Source organism: Tsuneonella sp. HG222 (genome assembly GCF_053819185.1).
In genome coordinates this window covers 1,270,796-1,291,603 of sequence record NZ_JBSOQZ010000001.1, presented here as the reverse complement: position 1 = coordinate 1,291,603, position 20,808 = coordinate 1,270,796, and the positions used below count along the sequence as shown (strand labels likewise).

At 65.9% G+C, this 20,808-nt stretch carries 17 protein-coding genes; 5 read left to right on the top strand and 12 right to left on the bottom strand.

Going from position 1 to position 20,808, the window contains the following annotated elements; all coding sequences use genetic code 11:
• Positions 1–41 precede the first annotated feature (41 nt).
• Entirely contained in the window at positions 42–911 is an 870-nt protein-coding gene (locus tag ACWPMZ_RS06505; protein WP_455703192.1) for an N-acetylmuramoyl-L-alanine amidase family protein, read from the bottom strand.
• A gap of 437 nt (positions 912–1,348) precedes the next feature.
• Here ACWPMZ_RS06505 and ACWPMZ_RS06500 point away from each other — a divergent pair, with 437 nt between their 5' ends.
• The gene (locus tag ACWPMZ_RS06500) at positions 1,349–4,081 is read left to right on the top strand and encodes an Rne/Rng family ribonuclease (RefSeq protein WP_455703191.1); all 2,733 of its coding nucleotides are present in this window, start codon (positions 1,349–1,351) and stop codon (positions 4,079–4,081) included.
• Between the two features lie 60 nt (positions 4,082–4,141).
• Here ACWPMZ_RS06500 and ACWPMZ_RS06495 read toward each other — a convergent pair whose 3' ends face one another.
• The 5 genes from ACWPMZ_RS06495 to ACWPMZ_RS06475 all read right to left on the bottom strand — a co-directional run bounded on the left by ACWPMZ_RS06495 (position 4,142) and on the right by ACWPMZ_RS06475 (position 9,668).
• A complete protein-coding gene (locus tag ACWPMZ_RS06495; RefSeq protein WP_455703190.1) occupies positions 4,142–4,426 on the bottom strand; it encodes a DUF4242 domain-containing protein in 285 nt (94 codons plus the stop codon).
• Between the two features lie 83 nt (positions 4,427–4,509).
• Complete coding sequence (locus ACWPMZ_RS06490; protein WP_455703189.1) at positions 4,510–4,680, bottom strand: hypothetical protein; 171 nt, start codon at positions 4,678–4,680, stop codon at positions 4,510–4,512.
• A 60-nt stretch (positions 4,681–4,740) separates the two neighbouring features.
• A complete protein-coding gene (locus tag ACWPMZ_RS06485) occupies positions 4,741–6,303 on the bottom strand; it encodes a tannase/feruloyl esterase family alpha/beta hydrolase (protein WP_455703188.1) in 1,563 nt (520 codons plus the stop codon).
• A 58-nt stretch (positions 6,304–6,361) separates the two neighbouring features.
• Entirely contained in the window at positions 6,362–8,950 is a 2,589-nt protein-coding gene (locus ACWPMZ_RS06480) for a hypothetical protein (protein ID WP_455703187.1), read from the bottom strand.
• A 91-nt stretch (positions 8,951–9,041) separates the two neighbouring features.
• Entirely contained in the window at positions 9,042–9,668 is a 627-nt protein-coding gene (locus tag ACWPMZ_RS06475; RefSeq protein WP_455703186.1) for a class I SAM-dependent methyltransferase, read from the bottom strand.
• 228 nt (positions 9,669–9,896) lie between these two features.
• Here ACWPMZ_RS06475 and ACWPMZ_RS06470 point away from each other — a divergent pair, with 228 nt between their 5' ends.
• The 4 genes from ACWPMZ_RS06470 (at position 9,897) to ACWPMZ_RS06455 (ending at position 12,999) form a co-directional block, all read left to right on the top strand.
• Entirely contained in the window at positions 9,897–10,679 is a 783-nt protein-coding gene (locus ACWPMZ_RS06470; protein WP_455703185.1) for a succinate dehydrogenase iron-sulfur subunit, read from the top strand.
• A 7-nt stretch (positions 10,680–10,686) separates the two neighbouring features.
• On the top strand, positions 10,687–11,124 hold the full coding sequence (locus ACWPMZ_RS06465) for a PaaI family thioesterase (RefSeq protein WP_455703184.1): 438 nt from the start codon (positions 10,687–10,689) through the stop codon (positions 11,122–11,124).
• A complete protein-coding gene (gene zapE / locus ACWPMZ_RS06460; protein WP_455703183.1) occupies positions 11,124–12,236 on the top strand; it encodes a cell division protein ZapE in 1,113 nt (370 codons plus the stop codon). Before ACWPMZ_RS06465 ends, zapE begins: the two co-directional genes overlap by 1 nt.
• 64 nt (positions 12,237–12,300) lie before the next feature.
• Positions 12,301–12,999 (top strand): pirin family protein, encoded by a 699-nt coding sequence (locus tag ACWPMZ_RS06455; protein ID WP_455703182.1) that lies wholly within the window; start codon positions 12,301–12,303, stop codon positions 12,997–12,999.
• Between the two features lie 7 nt (positions 13,000–13,006).
• Here the strand turns inward: ACWPMZ_RS06455 and ACWPMZ_RS06450 are convergent, their stop codons facing one another.
• From ACWPMZ_RS06450 to ACWPMZ_RS06425, 6 genes are all read right to left on the bottom strand, one after another.
• A complete protein-coding gene (locus ACWPMZ_RS06450; RefSeq protein ID WP_455703181.1) occupies positions 13,007–13,828 on the bottom strand; it encodes a crotonase/enoyl-CoA hydratase family protein in 822 nt (273 codons plus the stop codon).
• Positions 13,829–14,134: 306 nt separating this feature from the next.
• Positions 14,135–16,033, bottom strand: a complete 1,899-nt coding sequence (locus tag ACWPMZ_RS06445) for an XrtA/PEP-CTERM system amidotransferase (RefSeq protein ID WP_455703180.1) — start codon at positions 16,031–16,033, stop codon at positions 14,135–14,137.
• Positions 16,034–16,044: 11 nt separating this feature from the next.
• On the bottom strand, positions 16,045–17,580 hold the full coding sequence (gene xrtA / locus ACWPMZ_RS06440) for an exosortase A (protein ID WP_455703179.1): 1,536 nt from the start codon (positions 17,578–17,580) through the stop codon (positions 16,045–16,047).
• A gap of 1 nt (position 17,581) precedes the next feature.
• Positions 17,582–18,814, bottom strand: coding sequence for a TIGR03087 family PEP-CTERM/XrtA system glycosyltransferase (locus ACWPMZ_RS06435; RefSeq protein WP_455703178.1), 1,233 nt, complete (start codon positions 18,812–18,814; stop codon positions 17,582–17,584).
• Complete coding sequence (locus tag ACWPMZ_RS06430) at positions 18,811–19,872, bottom strand: FemAB family XrtA/PEP-CTERM system-associated protein (RefSeq protein WP_455703177.1); 1,062 nt, start codon at positions 19,870–19,872, stop codon at positions 18,811–18,813. The genes ACWPMZ_RS06435 and ACWPMZ_RS06430 overlap by 4 nt, the downstream gene beginning before the upstream one ends.
• Positions 19,869–20,795: an XrtA system polysaccharide deacetylase gene (locus ACWPMZ_RS06425; protein ID WP_455703176.1), complete on the bottom strand. Its 927-nt coding sequence runs from the start codon at positions 20,793–20,795 to the stop codon at positions 19,869–19,871. Before ACWPMZ_RS06425 ends, ACWPMZ_RS06430 begins: the two co-directional genes overlap by 4 nt.
• Positions 20,796–20,808 lie beyond the last annotated feature (13 nt).

Below are 20,808 nucleotides of genomic sequence, written 5' to 3'. Positions count from 1 at the left end.
CCAGAATGAAACACCACGCTTTGCCCCGTCGTAGGGCGCCCTCAGGCCCCGGCCTGGCGGGCGAAGAAGACGCGGATCGCCTGCGCCATCGTGGTGGCGAAGCGTTTGCGACCCTCGGGCGAGGAGAGGCGTTCGGCGTCGTCGGGATTGGAGATGAAGCCCGATTCATACAGGACGGAAGGCACGTCTGGCGCGCGCAGCACCACCAGCGCGGCCGAGCGGCGGGCCTGGGGATGGAAAGTGAGCACGCCCTCCCCCTCGCGCAGGATCAGCCCGGCGAACTGCGCCGATTGGTCGGACGTCCGGCGCTGGGCGAGATCGACCAGGATCGAGTTGACCGCCTCGCTCCGCCCCGAAAGCGCGACGCCGTTGACCTTGTCGGCGCTGTTCTCGCGTGCCGCGAAGCGCGCCGCCGCCTCGCTCGAGGCCCGGTCCGACAGGGTGTAGACGCTTGCCCCGGTCACATCGTCCTTCTCCCCGGCGGAATCGGCATGGATCGACAGAAACAGGTCGGCGCCCAGCTTGCGGGCGATCTCGGCGCGTTCGCCCAGGACCAGGAAGCGGTCGTCGTCGCGCGTCATGGCCACGCGGATGCCGCCTTCCAGCACAAGTGTGTCGCGCAACGCCTGGGCAAGGCCGAGGACCAGCGATTTCTCGCGAAAGCCCGCACCGCTCGCCCCCGGATCGTGGCCGCCATGGCCGGGGTCGATCACGACGAGCGGGCGCGAAGGATCCTGCGGCCCTTCGATCGGCGGCAGGCCAACACTTGCGCCGGCCTGCGGCAGGTCGAAGCGGATGACATAGGCCCGTCCCAATGCCGGAACCGGCAGGGTCAGCCCCAGCAGGAAGAGCGTGCCGACGATCGCAACCGGCAACAGGAACACGGCAAGGATCTGCAGGCGATAGCTCATCCGAGCGCATGGTTATCGACCGGCCGCCGGGCGCGACAAGCGTTTTCTGGCGTATGCTGCAACGAACTTGCCGTAAGTTTATGGCATTGCTATTGCAGGGGCGGACCGGGCAACCACGTCCCGTCCACTCCTCGGCACTGCCTCCGGGCTTGTCCGAATTGCATACAGGTTGATGTCACTCGTGAAAATTATGCGCTTATCGACCACGTTGCGGCCCCTGGCCGGCAACGCGTCGGGCCGCGCATGCTTGCAGATCGAAACCCTGCAGTTTTCGCCTGAGACAGACACATCAAGCCGCGCCGCCGCGTCTATTTGCAGCGGCGCCATTTCATTGTCCGGCCGCGCATCCGTGCGCTCCGGATCCCACTTAAGGATGCGCGCTGCCGCCCGATCAGGGCTCGCCCCGGCTCGGGTGCCGCGCGCATGGAGACTATTCAATGGCAACGCGCATGCTGATCGATGCGCGCCACTCGGAAGAAACCCGGGTGGCGGTGCTTCAGGGCAATCGGATTGAGGAATTCGACTTCGAATCTGCTGACCACAAGCAGATCAAGGGCAATATCTATCTCGCAAAGGTAACTCGGGTCGAACCGTCGCTGCAGGCGGCATTCGTCGACTTCGGCGGCAATCGCCACGGGTTCCTCGCCTTCAGCGAGATCCATCCCGATTACTACCAGATCCCCAAGGAGGACCGCGAGGCCCTCATTGCCGAGGAACAGGCCCACGCCGAGGAAGAGGCCGCCCTGCGCGCCGCCGAGGACGATGATGACCACCTCGACGCCGAGGATCACGACGACGAGGACGAAGGCGGCGACGCCGGGGTCGAGGAAATCGACACGTCCGAGAAGGACGATGTCGCCACGATCGAGGACGGCCATGTCGACAGCGGCGACGAATATGCCGCCGCCGACGAGGACGAAGGGGCCGACGAACGTCCGCGCGGGCGCCGCGGTCGCGGCCGCCGGCAGGGACAGCGCGATGGCCGCGGCGGCCAGAACGGTGGTCAGTCGCGTGCCAAGGCGATGGACGAACTGCGCGACAAGCGCATGGCGCTGCGTCGCCGCTACAAGATCCAGGACGTCATCCAGCGCCGCCAGGTGCTGCTCGTCCAGGTCGTCAAGGAAGAGCGCGGCAACAAGGGCGCTGCCCTCACCACCTACCTGAGCCTCGCCGGCCGCTACTGCGTGCTCATGCCCAACAGCAGCCACGGCGGCGGCATCAGCCGCAAGATCTCCAGCGCCAGCGATCGCAAGCGCCTCAAGTCGATCGTCGGCGAGCTCAGCCTGCCGCGTTCGATGGGGATGATCGTGCGCACCGCGGGCCTCCAGCGCACCAAGACCGAGATCAAACGCGACTTCGATTATCTTGCCCGCCTGTGGGACGAAATCCGCGAGAAGACGCTCGGCAGCCAGGCGCCGGCGATGATCCATTCGGACAGCGACCTGATCAAGCGCGCCATCCGCGACATCTACAATCGCGAGATCGAGGAGGTCGTGGTCGAGGGCGAGGAAGGCTACCGTTCCGCGCGCGAGTTCATGAAGCTCCTGATGCCCAGCCACGCCCGGCGGGTTAAGGCCTATTCCGATCCCGTCCCGCTGTTCCAGCGCTTCGGCGCGGAAGATCAGCTTTCGGCGATGTACGATCCGGTCGTGCAGCTCAAAAGCGGCGGCTACCTGGTCATCAACCCGACCGAGGCGCTCGTTTCGATCGACATCAACTCCGGCCGCTCCACCAAGGAGCACGGCATCGAGGCGACGGCGCTGTCGACCAACCTCGAAGCGGCCAAGGAGATCGCCCGCCAGTTGCGCCTGCGCGACATGGCCGGGCTCGTCGTCATCGACTTCATCGACATGGAATACGGATCGAACGTCCGCAAGGTCGAGAAGTGTATGAAGGATGCGCTCAAGAACGACCGGGCGCGTATCCAGATTGGTCGCATTTCCGGCTTCGGCCTGATGGAAATGAGCCGCCAGCGCCTGCGTACCGGCGTGCTCGAGGCGACCACCCGCTCGTGCCCGCACTGCGACGGCACCGGGCTCGTGCGGACCGCCAGCAGCGCCGGCCTTTCCGCCCTGCGCCTGATCGAGGACGAAGCGGCCAAGGGCAAGGGCACGATCATCACGCTCTATGCCAGCACCGAAGCCGCGATCTACCTGCTCAACGCCAAGCGTTCCGACCTGGCGGGCATCGAGCAGCTCTACGGCGTCAGCGTCGAAGTCGTGCCCGAGGGTGAGGATGAAGGCGCCAAGATGCGCGTCACCAGCAGCGGCCCGCGCCCGACGTCGACCCCCAAGTTCGAACCCATCGCCGAGGAATACGACGACGGCGGGATCGAGGACGAAGAGGACGAGGTCGAAGAGGACTCCGCCGCCGAGGACGAAGACGATCGTTCGCAGAAGCGCCGCAGGCGCCGCCGGGGCGGCCGGGGCCGTAACAGGGATAGCGATCAGGCCGACCAGACTGCCGGAGAGGACGACCGCGAGGAGTCCACCGAGGAAACCGGCGAGGAGTCCGGCGAGGGATCGGGCGGCGAGTACGAGGACGGCGAGAACGGCGACCGTCCGAAGAAGCGCCGCCGCCGTGGTGGCCGTCGCAGGAACCGCCGGCGTGACGAAGGCGAAACGGGCTCCGAGGAACTCGAGGACGCGGTCGAGGACATCACCAGTCAGGTCGAGCTGACGGTCGACGCGGTGGACGACGCCGTCGACAGCGCGGTGGTCGAAGCGCCGCTTGGCGGGGAAGACGCGGATCCCGATGCCGCACCGCCGGCCGAGGAGAAGCCCAAGGTGCGTCGCTCGCGCCGCCGCAAGGTGGATGCCGAACCTGCCGAGGAAGCCGCGACCAGCGCTCCCGACGCGGAACAGGCTGCCCGCACCGACGTCTCGCCTGAGACCGAAGTCGTCAGCGACACACCGCCCAAGCGCTCGCGGCGCAAGAAGGCCGAGGTGGCGGAAGTGCCCGCCGCGGCTCCGGACACCGCAGAGGCGCTCGCGCCCGAGGCGGTCGAGGAGAAGCCCAAGCCCAAGCGGACCCGCAAGAAGAAGACCGACGCCGAACTGGTCCTCGAAGCGCCTGCCGCGGCGAACGACGCCAACGGCGCGCCCGAACCGGTGGAGGCCGCCGAAGGGGCGCCGCGCCGGGGCTGGTGGCAGCGGACCTTCGGCGAATAACATCGCCTTTCGAAAGAACGAGAAGCCCCGGCCTGCGCGCCGGGGCTTTTTCGTTGCGGGTCAGACGGCGCAGCTGAGCTCGGTCGTGGGATCGATCACGGTCACGACTTCGGTTATCCTGCTGGCCGGAAAGCCGGACCGTTCCGCGTGTTCATGGATCCGCTGCTCGTCTTCAGCGAGGTAGATGCAGAAGGTCTTGTCGCCGGCGACGTAGGAATGTTCCCACTGGATGCCGGGAATTGCCGCGAGCGCAGCATTGGAGGTTTTCGCGGCGCCGCCAAGCTCGCCGCCCGACATCTGGCCCACGCCGGGCAGGTCGCGCTCGATCACGTATCGCTTCATCATCGCCACTCTCCTCGTCGCGACCGCGAGGAAAGAGTATGATCCTACCGGCGCCCCCCGTCGAGTGACCTACGCCCCAAGCGCGCTCAGCGGCCGAAAGCCTTCAACGCGATATAACCCAGGCCAAGGCCCAGCGCGATCTTGGCGCCCAGGCTCCACTGGCCGGACTCCTCCCCGCGCGCACGGCGCACCTCGCGGGCGTGAGGGGAATCTTCGGCCCAGGCATGGGGCATGGCGGAATTCGGAATGTTCGACATCGATTGGCGTCCCTTGCAGTTATGCTCCCCAACCCCGCGGGCGCCGCTCCGGTTCCGTCGTCAGGTGCCGACCCGGCACTGGAAGCTCTCCGGCCTGGTCGCATCGCCCCCGGTGTAGTGCGGATAGGCCGGGTACTGGCACAGCGGGCGACTGGCGCTGCCGTCGGCACGGCTGGCGATCGGCCGGTCGGGCGCCTCGCCGCGTTCCACCCAGTCGACCACTTCGCCCAAGAGGTCGAAATTGTCGAAGCTGTCGCCGCCCCGGCAATGGAACATGCCCGGGATCATGTACATCCGGCTGGCATCGGTGAAGGCCTTCCCGTTGGTCTGCGCGGCGCGTTCCCACCAATCCCATGTGGCGAACGGGCTGAACCAGAAGTCCGAGACGCCGTGATAGAAGATCGTCTTCCCGCCGCGGTCGAGGAAGGTGTTGAGGTTGGTCCAGTATGTGGTGTCGGTCAGTCGCTGCATCGCATCGGCGCGGACCTCGGCGATGCGCGCGTCGACGTCGATCGTCAGCGCGGTGCTCGGCGGGCCGAATGGCCCCGGCCGGCCCGAGGGGATGTAACCGCCCTGGGGATCGGTCACCCCGCTGTCGTAGGGGAAGCGCGTGTAAAGCGCCCTGCCCCCGGCATCCACCGGCGGCTGGAATCCCTTCGCCAGCGCGTCGGACTGCTTGGCGCTCAGGCACCCTTCGGTCTGGCCCGGCCGGCAGGTGAGCTTGGAGGCATCGAAACGGCACTGGGCGACGTTCTCGATCACGCCGTCCTTCAGGCCGTCGAGACCGTCGCACTGGTTCAGGATACCGGCCTTGATCGTCGCCCGGTCTGCATCGGAGAAGATGCGCGTCACGTCGGGCTTGCCGTCGGCGCCGAGCGGCGCGGCCCGGTTGAAATCGACCGCGCCCTTCTCGATCGCCAGGTTGCTGTCGCCGGTGCGCATCGCCGGGGCGCCGATTACCACCCCGTCGAACAGCTCGGGATAGCGCTGGATCGCCAGCATCCCCTCGCGCCCGCCGGTCGAACAGCCGGTCATGTAGGACCGGGCGATCGGGTTGCCGTAGAACGCCTCGGTGATCGCCTTGGCGGCCTTCGTCACCGTCAGGACGCTAGTCTCCGCGAAATCGAGCGCCGCGCGCTGGTCGGTGTTGAACGAAGCGTCGAATCCGGCACCTTTGTGCCCGCTGTCGTGGCTCACCACGGCGAAACCGCGCGCCAGCGCCGGGACGGTCCCGGCGGCCACCGGCCCCCACGGCGGACGGATCGAGCCGTTGAGCCCGCCTCCGCCCATCATGAGGAACCGCCCGCTCCAGTCGGCCGGCAGCGCCAGCTCGAAACCGATGCCGTACGTCTTGCCCGCGCTGTTGGTCCGCTCGTTTATCATGCCTTTGACCAGGCAATGCGCCGGCAGATCGGGATTGGCCATCGGTCCCTGACCGAGTGTGCCCGCCGCGGCGGCGCCCATCCGGCTGGCCGAGGTGATCGCGATGCCCGGGCCGAAATCGCGCGCGGCCAGCCCGGCGCAGGCATCCTGCGGCCCGGCCACCGCGAGCAGCGGTTCGGCCGCGGGCTGCGCAGCGCAGGCGGTCAGCGCGACGGCGGCAAGCAGGATGGATTTCTTCATGGGCTCTCCCTCGTGAAAGAGGTTAGCCGCACCACCGCGTCAGGCAAGGGTCGAGGCGTTACACCACGATGAAATCGGTCGCGGCGATGGCGTTGTGGTTTGGCATGAGCGCCATAAGCACTTGCGCTGCCGAGCCGTTGCCATCGGGGTCGAAATAGAGCCTGCCGTTGGCTTGATCGTAGATAAACCGATCATTTCCGTCGAGCGCAGACGCACCCAGCACAAAGGCTGAGGCTCCTACGGATCCGGCAACAAGGCCTCCGCCGAAAGCCACGGCGCTGATTTCCAGCAAATCCTCTCCCTGCGTAAAATCGAAAATCGTGTCGATATTCAGCCCTGCAAAGGGATTTTCGAACGTGTTCGGTGCGCTGGGTGCGAAACGAAATACGAAGGTATCTGCTCCGCCGTTGCCAACCAAAGTATCGGCTCCAAGAGCACCATCGATCCGATTGGCACGATGATCGCCGATCAGCGTATCATCGAACAACCCGCCGATGACATTCTCGAACCCCTTGTAAACGTCCCCTTGCGCCGCGTTGTTGAAGCCCGCCCCGGTAAGTAGATTGATGAAGACGGTGCCAGAGTTGTCTTCATAGCTGAGCAGATCATCGCCCGAGCCTCCAGTCAAAACATCCGGTCCCAGGCCGCCGATTATCGTGTCGTTGCCACCGCCGCCGTCGATCGCGTTTACTGAAGGATCGCCAATCAGGAAATCGATGAACGCAGTTCCAGTGATATTTTCTACGCTTTCGTAGGTGTCGCCGAAAGAGGAGTTGCCATAGCCTCGGCCGAGCGAGAGGTTGACGAACACGCCGCCTTGCTCGTTATCATAAATCGCCGTGTCGGTGCCTGGTCCGCCGTTCAGCGCGTCCGAGCCAAGCCCGCCGCGGAGGAAATCGTCTCCAGCCCCTCCGGCGAGCACGTCGTTGCCGTCAAAACCCCAAAGCGCATCGGCTGTCGCCGTACCCTGAAGATTGTCATCGCCGTTCATGCCGACCAAAGAAACCTTCGGGGCAATGATATCCGACATGTCTATCGCCGCAAAAACGATGAACCAAAATTCTTTGGAGCCGTTCGTCACTATTACGGAAGTAGTGCCCTCATTCACCTGCAACGACACGCTGCCTTCTAGATTGGAAAGGTCGATCTTGTCCTTGTCCCGCTCGAAGTCCGCAATGTTGACGCCTCGCTGTGAGCCCACCTGCGGACTGAGGAATACGATGCGGTCCGAACCACCCATGGTGCGGACAAATCCTTCGGTCGCCGTATTAAGAATCAAAACGTCGTCCGAATTCCCGGTTTCGATGCTGATCGAATTCAGGAAGGGTACGAAAGCGCGAAAATCCAGATAAAGTCCGGCGTTCAGTGCCAAGATTTCGAGCGATTCAAATCCAGAAACTTTACTGAGGTCGGTGCTCGTGAACTCGAAATACGACGTTTGAAGGAATGTCAAAACTAACTGGTCTGTTCCGAACCCGCCATCGGCTGATGGAAGAGCGACAGCATTCTTCATCTCTAAAAATACTATGTCGTTGCCGTCACCTCCTGAAACCGTATCAAAGTCGGTCGCATAGATGCGATCGTCGCCGCCGCCACCAGAGAGGAAATCAATGCCGGCGAGTGGCAAGCTGGTCCCCCCTCGCAGCGGCATTTCATTTCGACCGTACAGGTAATCATTCCCTTCGCCCCCTTCGAGGAAATCGTCTCCGGCTTCGCCGAGAAGCCGGTCATTTCCCTCACCGCCTGCTATTCGATCAATCCCTTCTGAACCTATGAGGTAGTCGTTCCCTTCGTCGCCCTCGATAGTATCGTTTCCGGTCCAGCCAAGAATGGTATCGTCGTCTGAACCACCTTTTACTAAATCGTTGCCTGTACCGGCATATACGGTGTCTCGACCACTTCCTCCATCAATGGCGTCGTCGCCGTCCTTACCATAAAGTATATCGTCACCTCCCAGCCCATTGATTACGTCCCGCGAGCCGCTACCAACAATTTTATTCGCAAGTTCATTTCCCGTCTGGGTCAACACGAACGTATTGGGATTCCAATTCCAGCTAGCGACTTGAGTGCCATCGGCAGATGCGCCGCCATAAAGATGAATTATTGCATCGCGATCGAGCGGGCCCAAGCTGGTCCCCGATTGCCCATCAAGAAATCGATTTGACAGCACTGTCGATCCGACGTGCCTCAGATCCTGTGCCAGGACGACATTGCCTTCCTCTGGGTGCTTGAGGCCGAGCGCATGCCCAATTTCGTGTAAGGCAAGAAACGGATTTGGGCCTGCCAGATGGAAGAGGACGTCGCTTGTGAAACCGTCTCCGATGCCGAAGGGTATCGACCCGAAGCCGGCGGTGCCAGCCGCCAATGTCGAAAGGTCGTAAATGCCGAAACGGATCTCACCCAAGCCTTCCGGCACTTCGAACAGCGTCAGGCCTGAAATCGACCCCCATTGGTTGAGGGCCGACCGAACGATCTCTTTCTCCGCTTCCGTAAAAGCTCGGAATGTTTGCAACAGTGCTGCAGGCAACTGGCCGTGGTAATCCGGCGGTGGCGCGGTAGGAAAAGAGAATGTGACAAAAGCGCCCGTATTTGTTTGTCCGTGGATTGATCCGCTTAGTATCGCGGTAAAATCGCGCACTTCAGGCATAATAACCTCCCGCCGAATAACTAAGACTTATCACGAAGCAACGTCGTTTCCACGCGAAGATTCGCAATGCCAATGGTCACTCGCCTCGCCATCACCGCACCCCCACGCCCCATTCCATCCAGCCGGCCCACCTTGGCATGCCCTCCATGTATGTGCTGCCCTGTTCCTCCAGCGCAAAGCCGCCCTGTGTGACTAAGCCGCTGACGGGACGAGTCAGGTGGCAGTTGCCCATGACGCGCTTCCACACCGGTTCCAACCTCCGCTGCCATTTCGCCGGCCCGGCATCGGGCGACTTGCCGTGCTCGAGATAGAGCAGCCGCCCGCCGGGTTTCAGGATGCGGCGCAGTTCGGACAGCACCTGATGTGGGTCGTCGACCGAGCACAGCGTGTAGGTGCACACCACCGTATCAAAGCTCGCGTCGGCGAATGAGATCGCCTCGCCCCGCCCTTCGCGGATGTCGGCCTCCCAGCCCTTCGCGCGCGCCGCGGCGCGGGCCTGCTCCAGCAGGGCGCCGTTGGGGTCGATCCCGGCGAAATGAGTAACCTTGCCCTCGTCGTAAAGCGGATGATTGAGCCCGCCGCCGCAGCCGATCTCGAAAACGCGGCCTCTGGCCTTCGGCACCACCTTGGCGCGCAGCGCGGCGATCTTGGGATCGGCGCAGGCGCAGCCGATCATCTTGGGGAGAACCGTCTCCTCGTACCAGTGGCGCAGGCCCATCCCTCTTTCCCCCTCTCCCCGGAAAACGACTTTCCTACACGCTCACCGCATGTTCAAGGTGGTTCGATGATTGTGAATTCGCCTGCTCCCCGCGCCCCCAGGCAGAGTTGGCCGCGTTTTGTCGCCCGGCAAACTTTCTTCTCTCTGGACCGTGTAACATCCGGTCCATGTCTCTGATCTTGCCCTCGGGGCAAGGTTCGCTAGAGAGACCCCAAACGAGGACTTCCGATGGCCGAATTCGCCCTCCCCGCTAACTCGAAGATCACCGGCAAAGGTCGCAGCCACAAGGCTGATGGCGCCGCGCGCGTGCAATCCTTCCGCATCTATCGCTGGGACCCGGAAAGCGGGGAGAACCCGCGCTACGACACCTTCGAGATCGATCTCGACGCCTGCGGGCCGATGGTTCTCGACGCGCTGATCAAGATCAAGAACGAGGTCGATCCCACGTTGACCTTCCGCCGCAGCTGCCGCGAGGGAATCTGCGGTTCGTGCTCGATGAACATGAACGGCAAGAACGGCCTGGCCTGCACCACGGCGATGGAAGACCTGAAGGGCGAGATCAGGATCACCCCGCTGCCGCACATGGAGGTGGTCAAGGACCTCGTCCCCGACTTCACCCACTTCTACGCCCAGTATGCCAGCATCCGCCCGTGGTTGCAGACCGTCAGCCCCACGCCGAGCGGCAAGGAGCGGTTGCAGAGCCCGGAACAGCGCGAGAAGCTCGACGGGCTCTACGAGTGCATCCTGTGCGCCTGCTGTTCGACCGCGTGCCCCAGCTACTGGTGGAATTCGGACAAGTTCCTCGGCCCGGCGATCCTGCTGCAGGCCTATCGCTGGCTGGCCGACAGCCGCGACGAGATGACCGGCGAGCGGCTCGACGATTTGGAAGATCCCTTCCGGCTCTATCGCTGCCACACGATCATGAACTGCGCCAACGTGTGCCCCAAGGGCCTGTCGCCCGCCAAGGCCATCGCCGAGACCAAGAAGATGCTGGTCGAGCGCCAGCTCTGAGGTTCGCGTGAGCGATGAGCCTGTCCTGCGCGACTGCCCGGACCATCCCGGCTGGCAGGAATGGCGAGTGCCCGGCGCCTTCAACCGCGACGTCCTGGGCCGCCTGCTGGTCCGCGACGAGGGTGACGGCACCGCCCGCACCCGAATCATGCCCGCACCGCACATGGGCAATATCGTCGGCAACCTGCACGGCGGGATGATCTCCGCCTTCGCCGATGCGTCGCTGTTCGCCGGGCCCGGCGTGCTGCGCGGGGGCCGCCTGGCGGCCGCGGCGACGATCGAGCTCTCGGTCCAGTTCGTCGGCGCGGGGGTGATCGACCAGCCGCTCGACGCCGTCGTCTCGGTGCTGCGGGAAACGGGGCGGATGATCTTCGTCCAGGGCCGCATCGTCCAGGGCGACATTGCCGTCGCCGGCTTCTCGGGCATCGTGCGCAAGATATCGTAATGACCGGCATGCTCGCTCGCTACGACGCGCTCGTCGCCGCCGGCGAGTTGCAGCCCGACCCGGACCAGCGCGCCGCGGCGGTGCGATTGCAGCGCCTGCAGGGCGATCTCGTCGCGGCACGCGAGCCGGGAACACTGGCCCGCCTGTTTGGCAAGGGGCAGGACCGGGTGCGCGGGGTCTACATGTGGGGCGGCGTCGGGCGCGGCAAGTCGATGCTGATGGACCTGTTCGCCGAGACGCTGCCGATCCGCCGCAAGCGCCGGGTCCACTTCCACGCCTTCATGCTCGAGGTCGACCGGATGATCCGCGAGGAGCGCGCGAAGGAGGCCGGCGACCCGATCGCCCCGGTGGCCCGGCGCATCGGCGAGGATCTGCGCTGCCTCGCCTTCGACGAGATGGTGGTGAAGAACACCGCCGATGCCGCGATCATGGGGCGGCTGTTCACCGCGCTGATCCGCGACGAGAACGTCACCGTCGTCACGACATCCAACCGCCCGCCCGCCGACCTGTACAAGGACGGGATCAACCGCGATCTTTTCCTGCCCTTCATCGCCCTGATCGAAAGTGAGCTCGACGTGGTCGCGCTGAACGGGCCGACCGATTACCGGCTCGACCGGATCGGCGGGCTGGACACCTGGCACAGCCCCGTTGGCGAGGAGGCCACCGCGAAAGTGAGGGAGGCATTCTTCCGGCTGACCGACTACCGGCCCGAAGATGCCGCACACGTCCCTTCTGCCGAGCTCGACCTCGGCGGCGGCCGGATCCTGCATGTCCCCAAGAGCCTGAAGGGCGTGGCCGTTTTCAGCTTCAAGCGGCTGTGCGGCGAGAACCGCGGCGCGGCCGATTACCTCGCCGTGGCGCAGGCCTATCACACGGTGATCGTGGTCGGGATCCCGGTAATGGGCCCCGACAATCGCGACCAGGCGGCACGGTTCGTGACGCTGGTCGATGCGCTGTACGAGAACAACGTCAAGCTCTTCGCTACCGCCGCGGCCGAGCCGGAAGCACTCTACACCGCCGGCGAAGGCGCCTTCGAGTTCGAGCGCACGGTCAGCCGCCTGAAGGAGATGCAGAGCGAGGCCTACATGGCGCGCGGACACGGGCTTGCATGATCCGGCAGGCTACCCACATTTCGCCCATGCCGGCGGTAACACCCCGCCGAGGTGGAATATTCCAATGATCGACATCAGACCTTTCGACGGCCTGGCCCACCGTGACCATGGCTGGCTCGACACCCGCTATCACTTCAGCTTTTCCGATTACATGGACCGTGACCGCATGGGCTGGGGCCGGATCCGGGTGTGGAACGACGACAAGATCGCCGCGCAATCCGGCTTTCCGCCGCACAGCCATGCGGACATGGAGATCGTCACCTTCGTGCGCAGCGGGGCGATCAGCCACCGCGACTCGATGGGCAACGAGGGCCGCACCGGCGCGGGCGACGTGCAGGTCATGAGCGCCGGGACCGGCGTGGCCCATGCCGAATACAATCTCGAGAGCGAGGATACGACCTTGTTCCAGATCTGGATCCTGCCCGACAGCGCGGGCGGCGAGCCCGGCTGGGGCATGCGCGAATTCCCGCGCGGCGAGCGGTCCGGCAAGTGGGAAATCCTGGCGAGCGGCGATCCGGAGGCCGACGCCGCGCTGCCGATCCGTGCCGACGCGCGGGTCATGGCGGCCACGCTCGCCGCGGGTGAAACCGCGACTTACGAAGCGTCGCCGTGGCGTCACCAGTACTTGGTGGCGACCGGGGGTCGCATCCGCGTCAACGGCGCGGAAGCCGCGCCGCGCGACGGCATCGCCATCACCGGCGAGGAAACTCTGACGGTCGAAGCGATCGAGGACTGCGAACTCGTGATGGTGGACGCGCGCTAGCGCACGATCAGGCCGCCGCGACCCGCTCCTGCGCGCGGGTCAGGCGGCTCATCACCTTGAGGTCGCCTTCGGAGAGCTGCAGCGCGGTTTCGGCCCAGAGTTCGACGATGTCCTTCAGCTCGCGCAGCTCGATACCGGCCGATCGGCTCATCGCGCGGCGCGAGTTGACCAGCCCGAGGTGGCGCCGTTCGGAGCGCTTGATGAAGTCCTCACAGGCCTTGCGCCCCTCGCCCCGCTCGGCGAGCTGGTGGACGATCCCCAGATCGTACATCTGCTCGGCGGTGTAGGTCTCGTTCGACAGGATGATCCGGCTGGCCATCGCCGCGCCGAGCTTGCGCGACAGGATCGCGTGCGCGCCCATCCCCGGGAACAGGCCGAACAGCACCTCGGGCAGGCCGAAGGTAGCGCCCCGTTCGGCAATGATGAAATCGAACGACAGCAGCGCCTCGAACCCGCCGCCAAGGGCTGCGCCTTCGACCAGGCCGATGGTCAGCATCGGCAGGTCCAGCGCGTTCATGTTGCGATGCAGAATTTCCACGCAGCGAAAGCCGTAATGCTCCAGCCCGCGCCTGTCGCCCGCGCGAATGAGCTGCTGGAACAGTTCGAGATCGCCGCCGAAGCAGAACACGCCCGGCGCATGGCTGCCGAGAACGAGGTAGCGCAGCGGCACCCGGTCATCGCCGAAATTGTCGGTGATCAACCGCTGCCAGCTGTCGAAATCGCGCAGCATCGGCGGTGTGAAACTCGGCCGGCCGGCGGGCTTCATGAAAGTCCAGAGCGCGGCGTTCGTGGGATCGTACCGGCACTCGAGCTCGGACAGTTCGAACAATTGCCGATCTATATTCGGCCGGTCCGACCGCAACTCGACAAGATGTTCTTCACCGCAACCGAACGCAATGAGAGGCGCATCGGTTTCTTCTGAAACCTTTTCTGCGTTTTCGAGCTGTCCCGTCAAACGATCCATTGCCACCCCGTCGCACGACCCTGTTGTCCGCTCGATTTTCGGGCTGAACAAGCAGAGGCTACGCTTGCGAGAGTCAATTTGGCAACTTGTTATTTACCCTAAGTATTGCCCGGAACACCTGCGTCTCAATTCGGCACGGACCCTGTGACCGGGGGGTAACACTGACGAAAGTCAGGTGACAACGCCCAGATTGCGCAAGGATCGGTCCAGCATGACCAGTTGCCACAGCAGCCTGCCGTGGTCCGCCCGGCCCGCGATATGCGCCTCGACCAGCGGGGAAATGCGGCGTGCATCGAACCAGCCCGTGCGTGCCAGCGCCGCGCTGCTGGCGATGGCCCGGGCTTCCCCTGCGAGCGGACCGCGCAGCCATTCGGCCACCGGCGTCACGAAACCTTGTTTGGGCCGGTAGAGGACGGAATCGGGCAGGTAGCGCCGCATCGCCTTCTTGAGCAGCCACTTGCCCTGCCTGCCGCGAACCCGCAGCCGATCGGGCAAGGTGGAGGCGAATTCGAGCAATCTGTGATCGAGCAGCGGCTCGCGGGCTTCGAGGCCCACCGCCATGCTCGTGCGGTCCGCCTTGGTCAGGATGTCCCCCGGCAGCCAGAACATGAGGTCGGCATATTGCGCCCGGTCGAGGCCCGAGCGCGCGGGCGCGCGGGCCATCGTGTCGATCCATGCCTGTTCGCCGCGATAGTCGCCGATCTGGCGCAGGAAATCGTCCGAATAAAGGGCCCGGCGAACGGCCGGCGGCGTGGTGGAGACGGCTGCGGCGTAGCCTTCCGCGCCGCTGCCGGCGAGCGACTGCAGCGTGGTCTTGAGGCGGAGCGGGCGCGGCGCCCAGTCGGCCTTGGGCCAGGCCCGGCCCAGCGGTTCGAGCACGCTGCGGCGCAGTCCTGCGGGCAGCAAGGCGCGTGCGCGCTCCTCGTGAGCGTGGAAGACCTGGCGGCGATATCCGGCGAACGCCTCGTCCGCCCCGTCGCCCGACAGCGCGACGGTGACCGTTTCGCGCGCCAGTTGCGACACGCGCCAGGTCGGCAGGGCCGAGGCATCGGCGAAGGGCTCGTCGAACATCGCCGCCAGTTCGCCGATGGCGTCGAACTGGTCGGCGCTGACGGTGCGGCTCCGGTGATCGGTGGCGAACAGCCGCGCCACCTCATCGGCGTATCCGGTCTCGTCATGCGCGGCGACGTCGAACCCGATCGAACAGGTGCGGACGGGATCGCGGCTCGCCTCGGCCATCAGAGCGACGACGCTGGAGGAATCGACTCCGCCAGACAGGAAGGCACCGAGCGGCACGTCGGCCACCATCCGGCTCGTCACCGCCTCGCGCAGGTGATGCAGCAGCTCGGCCTCAAGATCGGCGTCGGAGCCCTTGCGACGTTCGGCGAACGAAATGTCCCACCAGCGCACCGGCGTGGCAGGCGCCGCATCGTGGCGCAGGAGGCGATAGTGCCCCGCCGGCAGCTTCTCGACCCCGGCAAGGATAGAGCGGTGATCGGGGACGTAGCCCCAGGTGAGGTAATCCTCGACAGCCAGCGGATCGGCCTCGCGCCGCAGCAGGGGATGGGCCAGCAGGCCCTTCAGTTCGGAGCAGAAGGCCAGACTTCCGTCGGACAAGGGCGCCATGAACAGCGGTTTCACGCCCAGGCGATCGCGGGCAAGCAGCAGTTCGCGCTTCTCAAGGTCGTAGAGCGCGAAGGCGAACATCCCGTGGAGCCGGCCAAGGCATTCGGTACCCCAGCGCTGCCAGGCGGCCAGGATCACCTCCGTGTCGCCGTCGGTGCGAAAGACCGCGCCCATTCCGGCGAGTTCCTTGCGCAACTCGCGGTAGTTGTAGATCTCGCCGTTGAAGACGATCGCCGCGCGCCCGTCGGCCGACAGCATCGGTTGCGGCGATCCGGCGAGGTCGATGATCGACAGGCGGCGATGCCCCAGCCCCACGCCGGGCGCGGTCCACACGCCGGAGCCGTCGGGTCCGCGATGGGCGATCGCGTCGCACATCCGCTCGACCCGCATGGGATCGACCGGCTTGATCGTCCCGCAATGGAAAATGCCCGCGATCCCGCACATGGCCGGGGCGCTTAGTTGGTCCGGACCACGCCGTCCATCCACGCGCCGGGCGAGCCGCTGGCGGAGAGGAACGCGGAAATGGCTTCGCGAGGATTGTCGGTTCCGGATGCCTCGGCCGACAGGATCAGTACGCCCACGGGCCGGGCGCGCATCGCCAGCCGGTCGGCCATCGTCGCCAGCTTGAGCTGCGAGCGCCGCGCTGTGACCAGGTCACCGCTGACGTACCAGGTTACCGCCAGACGCCGCACGCTGCCACCAGCGCGCAGCCATTGTGCCTGTCCGCCCGCCAGCGATGGTTCGGGGCGCAGCCAGCGCCACGCGGTGTCTGGCATCAACGCGCCTTCCCCGGAAGCGCCCGCATCGCTACCGCCATGCTGGCTGCCGTAAAGCGCGAGCGATACGTCGACTTCGCGGCCTTGCGCGTCGCGGTACCGCCCCAGCAGCCGGTGATCGGCACCGCCGGCACGCGGCTCCCACCAGACGGCGGGCTCGTAGTCGACACGCTGCCATCCCGCGACCTGCGGAAGGGCAATGCGTGCGGGCAATTCGGCCGCCAGGGCCCGACTGGCCCCTGCCCAGAGGGCGAAGACGAGCGAGAGCCCGGCGATCGCAGCGACGACCTTGCGCGGGTCGGCCCGCCCCCGCTCCAGCATCGCGAGGATGGGCCATTCGGGCGCCGGGTCCACATCGCCCGGGGCGCGATCGAAGAACCGCCAGCTCAGCGCGAACAGGGCGATCATCACGATGGCGAAGAAGATCCAGCCGTAGAAGATGTGATCGAACCCGGCGGCGAAGGCGATGCCTTGCGACTGCGCGATGTAGATTGTGCCCCAGGCCCGGATGCCGTTGGCCACGACCGGCAGGACCACCGCCAGCGCCATGAACGCCGCGCGGCGTCCGGTGCTACGGAAACACACGTTCGCAGCCAGGGCGCCGAGCGCGACCATGGCGATCAGGAACTTCACTCCCGAGCAGGCCTCGGCCACCTCGAACAGCCCCACGGGCGTATCGATGAAAACCCCGTCGATCTCTGCAGGAATACCGCTCCAGTGTGTCAAAGCGATGGTCAGCTTGGCCGTTATCATCTGCAGCAGCGGCACCAGTTCGTCGCCGAACGGCACGAGGAACAGCATGTAGGCCAGCGGGAACAGCAGCGCGGCGGCAACGCGCGGGCCGAGCACGGCCAGCACCGCCGATTGCAGCATGACGACCGCCGCGAGTTGGCTCGCGCTGTCCAGGCTCGACGCCGTGCCGAGCAGCCAGAGCAGCAGCGCGCCGGCCAGCGGCACCAGCCCGGGCCACCAGGCCCGCGGCTCGATTCCCTGCAGGATAGAAAGGCGCGAATGCACCAGCCAGGCGAGTATCGCGGGGATCAGCAGCGCATGGTTGTATGTCGAGACGTCCCACCACTGGTGCGCCATCGCCACCCAGTCGCGCAGGGTGAGCGCGAACAGCGCCAGCCATGACAGCGCAAGGCAGGTGAGCGGAACCCGCCAGCCGTGCGGAACGGCGGGCAGCCGCGCTGCGGGGAGGCTGGCGACGGCCATCTCAGGCAGCGTCGCGCCGGACGTCGGGCGCGCGGTGGCCGACGATCGCGGGCAGCTTGGAGAGCATGGCGGTCCAACTCATCCGCTCCACCACGTAACGGCGTGCCTCGTTACCCATGGCCCGGGCGCGGGGGCGGTCGGCGAGCAGCGCCAGAGCCCGCCGGGCGAGCGCGCTGTCGTCGGCCGCGATGGCGAAGTGGAAGCCGTCCACCGCGTCGATGCCCGTCGCGGCCTCCGGCGTCAGCAGCACGGTGCAGCCCATGGCCATCGCCTCGAGGACCTTGTTCTGCACGCCGCGGGCGATTGCGAGAGGGGCCACCACCAGGTCGGCAGAGATGAGGAACGGCTGCACCGCTGCCACCTCGCCCCAGACGGTAACGTCCCTGCCGGCCAGGGCACGGACATCCGCCGTTGGCGCACGTCCAACGATGTGGAAATGCGCGTCGGGATGCTGCCGCAGGACTTCCGGCAGAACCGCGCCGGCCATGCGCGTCACGGCTGTCACGTTGGGCGCGTAATCCATCTGGCCGGTAAAGACGATGTGCGGACCCGGTGCCGCCGCAAACTGGTCTGCGGGGTGCCATGCCGCCGGGTCGAAGGCCGACGCGTCGATGCCGTTGCCCAGTGCCGAGACGTGCGCGGATTGCGGATAAGTCAGGCGCGACTTGAGCAGGTCGGCCTCGGCCTCGCTGACGAGCAAGGTCCGGTCGGCGATGCGCGCCAGGCGGCCCTCCATCACCTGAAGCAACCTGCCCTCGCGCCGGTCGATCCAGCCGAGCGGCCACCGCTTGGCCGCGGCATAGGACTCGAATTTGGCGGAATCGACGTCGACCAGATCGACCACCAGCCGCTCGGTCCAGTCGGGCGGGACGTACTGCCCCATCTGGCCGGAGAAGACGTAGATCGTGTCGATCGGCCGTTCGGCCAGCGTCCGCTCGACCCATGCTTGCAGCGCGGGATGGCGGAATGCGGTGACGCTGACCGGTTCGTCGGACAGGAGCGCCTCGATCCCTGCCGCTACCAGCGGTTTGGTACGCATGGGCATGCAATGGCTTGCCGCAACCTGGGCCAGCAGATGCTCGTTCGCGAGGTCTGCCTCGGTTTCGCCGAAGCATCCGACATGGACCGGCGCCAGCTCCGCCAGCGCCTTGAGGATGTGGTGCGAGCGGATCTTGTCGCCGCGATCGGGCGGAAACGGCAGCCGGTGCGCCAGGAAGAGGATCTCGCGAGTCATCCCAGGCCCCGGGCGATGGGCGGGCCGAGCCGGTTCGCCACGGCCAAAGGCAGCTTCTGCCACAGCGCGATCCTGCGCGCGTGCCGCCGGCTGGTGGGATCGGCGTCGCGGGCCTCGCAGCCCGGCGCGGTCCAGGTCGAATAGGTGAACGGCTTGCCTTCGAATCCGAAATTCTTCTTGAACGCCGCCGGCCCGCTGCCGGTCTTCGAGCGACCGAAGTCGAAACGGGCACTTCCCTTGTCACGCCGTGCGTGACGCATCAGCTCGAAGTACATCCGATCGTTTGCCCGCAGGCGCCGCGCAGCGCGCACGCCGCCGCCCCAGTAGGGCATGACCATACCGCCGTGATAGAACGACAGGACGCTCGCGACCGGCCGGCCCTCATGAAGCACCGTTAGGATATCGCTGTCGAGAGCGTCGAGGGCCGCGTCGAACAGGCCGCGCGGAAAAACCGGCGTACCGAGATTGCGGACGCTCTCGGAATAAACGGCGTAGTGTACAGCACGGTCCGCCTGGTCTCGGCCGATCCGGATTTCGACATCCTGCTCAAGACCCTTGCGGATTTCCGCGCGCTGCTTTCGCGGCACGGCGAGCAACTGAGCTTCATCGTCGAGTGCCAATAGGGCCTGAAACGCGAGATGGCTGTCGCACCGCACCGTCCAGCCCGAAGGCGCAGCCCCGCCGCGCAGTTCGATGGTGGTGCACGACCGGCGCAATGCCAGTTCCTCGGCGGCTCGGCACAGGCTGTCGGCCGTCACGGAATCGACGGCGAGCGCCCCGCCCTCGACCGCGAATCCGCTGGACGCCAGCATGCGGCCGAACAGAGGCGAATGGATTTCGCTCAGCGGCAACCACCCCGTGATCGCCCTGCCCTTTTCGGCGAGAAGCCCGCACGAGCGTTGCCCCGTACCGCGCTCGATCGCCATCGACCAAGCTGGCCGGTGAAAAAGACTGCCGCCCATGTCGGCAACAAACCCTTCGATCCGCGCGACTTCGTCCGGCTGGCGCAGGTCGGCCAGCCGGATTGTGCTCCTTGTCAGGCCGAAGGGCGCATTCATGCCGCCTCCGCATCGAGGCGGACATTCTCGCGGTTGGCCAAGACGTCCATCCGGCCCCAGGCGAACTCGCGGACAAGCTGGCGCAGCTTGGGCGCCATTCCCTCGAGATTGGTATAATGCCGCAGCCGCGACTTGAGCGGCGCTCCGGCAACGCGTGGCTGGCCGGGGTCGATCTCCCACGGATGGAAATAGAAGATCGCCGGGCGGCCTTCGCGTCGGTTGACCTGGCGCACGGCCCAGCGGGTGAAGGCATAGGGGATGACACGGAAGAACCCCCCGCCCCCCGCCGCGAGCCGCTTGCCCGCGAACATGGCGGTGGTGACCGGGATTTCCAGCAGCGGCGACCACGGCATCGGCCGAAAGGCGAAGCGCGGAGCGTCGGCCCAGCCGTAATGGTCGTGGCTCACGGGGGCGACGCTGGAGGAGTAGGCGTAACCCTGCTCGGCCAGTTCCTGGAACGCCCAGGGCGTGCGCTGGTCGATCGAGAAGCTGGGCGCGCGGTAACCGGTCACGCGGCAGCCGGAGGCATCCTCCAGCACCTTGCGCGCCCGGGCGATATCCGCGCCGAACTGCTGGCGGTCCATGCGGAAGACGCGCCCGTGGTCCCAGCCGTGACTTGCCATCTCGTGCCCGCGGTCGACGATCTGGCGGATCATGCTGCCGTGGCGCTCGGCCACCCAGCCCAGCGCGAAGAAGGTCGCCTTGACCTCGGCCGCATCGAACAGGTCGAGGATCTCGTGCACGTTGCGCTCGACCCGATCGGCCAAAGATGGCCAGTCGTCCTTCTCGATCACGCTCTCGAACGCGCCGACCTGGAACCAGTCCTCGACGTCGACCGACAGGCCGTTGACGATCGCGTGATCGTGCGCGCCGCCGGGCGCCGCGGCACCGTCGGCTCGGTGGAAAGGCGTTACCGCATTCATGCCCGACTGCCTG

Bases quoted from the DNA above. Each gene is read 5' to 3' on its own strand.
- ACWPMZ_RS06455 (WP_455703182.1), top strand. From the start codon at position 12,301: ATGATCGACATCAGACCTTTCGACGGCCTGGCCCACCGTGACCATGGC.
- ACWPMZ_RS06425 (WP_455703176.1), bottom strand. From the start codon at position 20,795: ATGAATGCGGTAACGCCTTTCCACCGAGCCGACGGTGCCGCGGCGCCC.
- ACWPMZ_RS06500 (WP_455703191.1), top strand. From the start codon at position 1,349: ATGGCAACGCGCATGCTGATCGATGCGCGCCACTCGGAAGAAACCCGG.
- ACWPMZ_RS06490 (WP_455703189.1), bottom strand. From the start codon at position 4,680: ATGTCGAACATTCCGAATTCCGCCATGCCCCATGCCTGGGCCGAAGAT.
- ACWPMZ_RS06485 (WP_455703188.1), bottom strand. From the start codon at position 6,303: ATGAAGAAATCCATCCTGCTTGCCGCCGTCGCGCTGACCGCCTGCGCT.
- ACWPMZ_RS06495 (WP_455703190.1), bottom strand. From the start codon at position 4,426: ATGATGAAGCGATACGTGATCGAGCGCGACCTGCCCGGCGTGGGCCAG.
- ACWPMZ_RS06470 (WP_455703185.1), top strand. From the start codon at position 9,897: ATGGCCGAATTCGCCCTCCCCGCTAACTCGAAGATCACCGGCAAAGGT.
- ACWPMZ_RS06480 (WP_455703187.1), bottom strand. From the start codon at position 8,950: ATGCCTGAAGTGCGCGATTTTACCGCGATACTAAGCGGATCAATCCAC.
- xrtA (WP_455703179.1), bottom strand. From the start codon at position 17,580: ATGGCCGTCGCCAGCCTCCCCGCAGCGCGGCTGCCCGCCGTTCCGCAC.
- ACWPMZ_RS06505 (WP_455703192.1), bottom strand. From the start codon at position 911: ATGAGCTATCGCCTGCAGATCCTTGCCGTGTTCCTGTTGCCGGTTGCG.
- ACWPMZ_RS06430 (WP_455703177.1), bottom strand. From the start codon at position 19,872: ATGAATGCGCCCTTCGGCCTGACAAGGAGCACAATCCGGCTGGCCGAC.
- zapE (WP_455703183.1), top strand. From the start codon at position 11,124: ATGACCGGCATGCTCGCTCGCTACGACGCGCTCGTCGCCGCCGGCGAG.
- ACWPMZ_RS06435 (WP_455703178.1), bottom strand. From the start codon at position 18,814: ATGACTCGCGAGATCCTCTTCCTGGCGCACCGGCTGCCGTTTCCGCCC.
- ACWPMZ_RS06475 (WP_455703186.1), bottom strand. From the start codon at position 9,668: ATGGGCCTGCGCCACTGGTACGAGGAGACGGTTCTCCCCAAGATGATC.
- ACWPMZ_RS06445 (WP_455703180.1), bottom strand. From the start codon at position 16,033: ATGTGCGGGATCGCGGGCATTTTCCATTGCGGGACGATCAAGCCGGTC.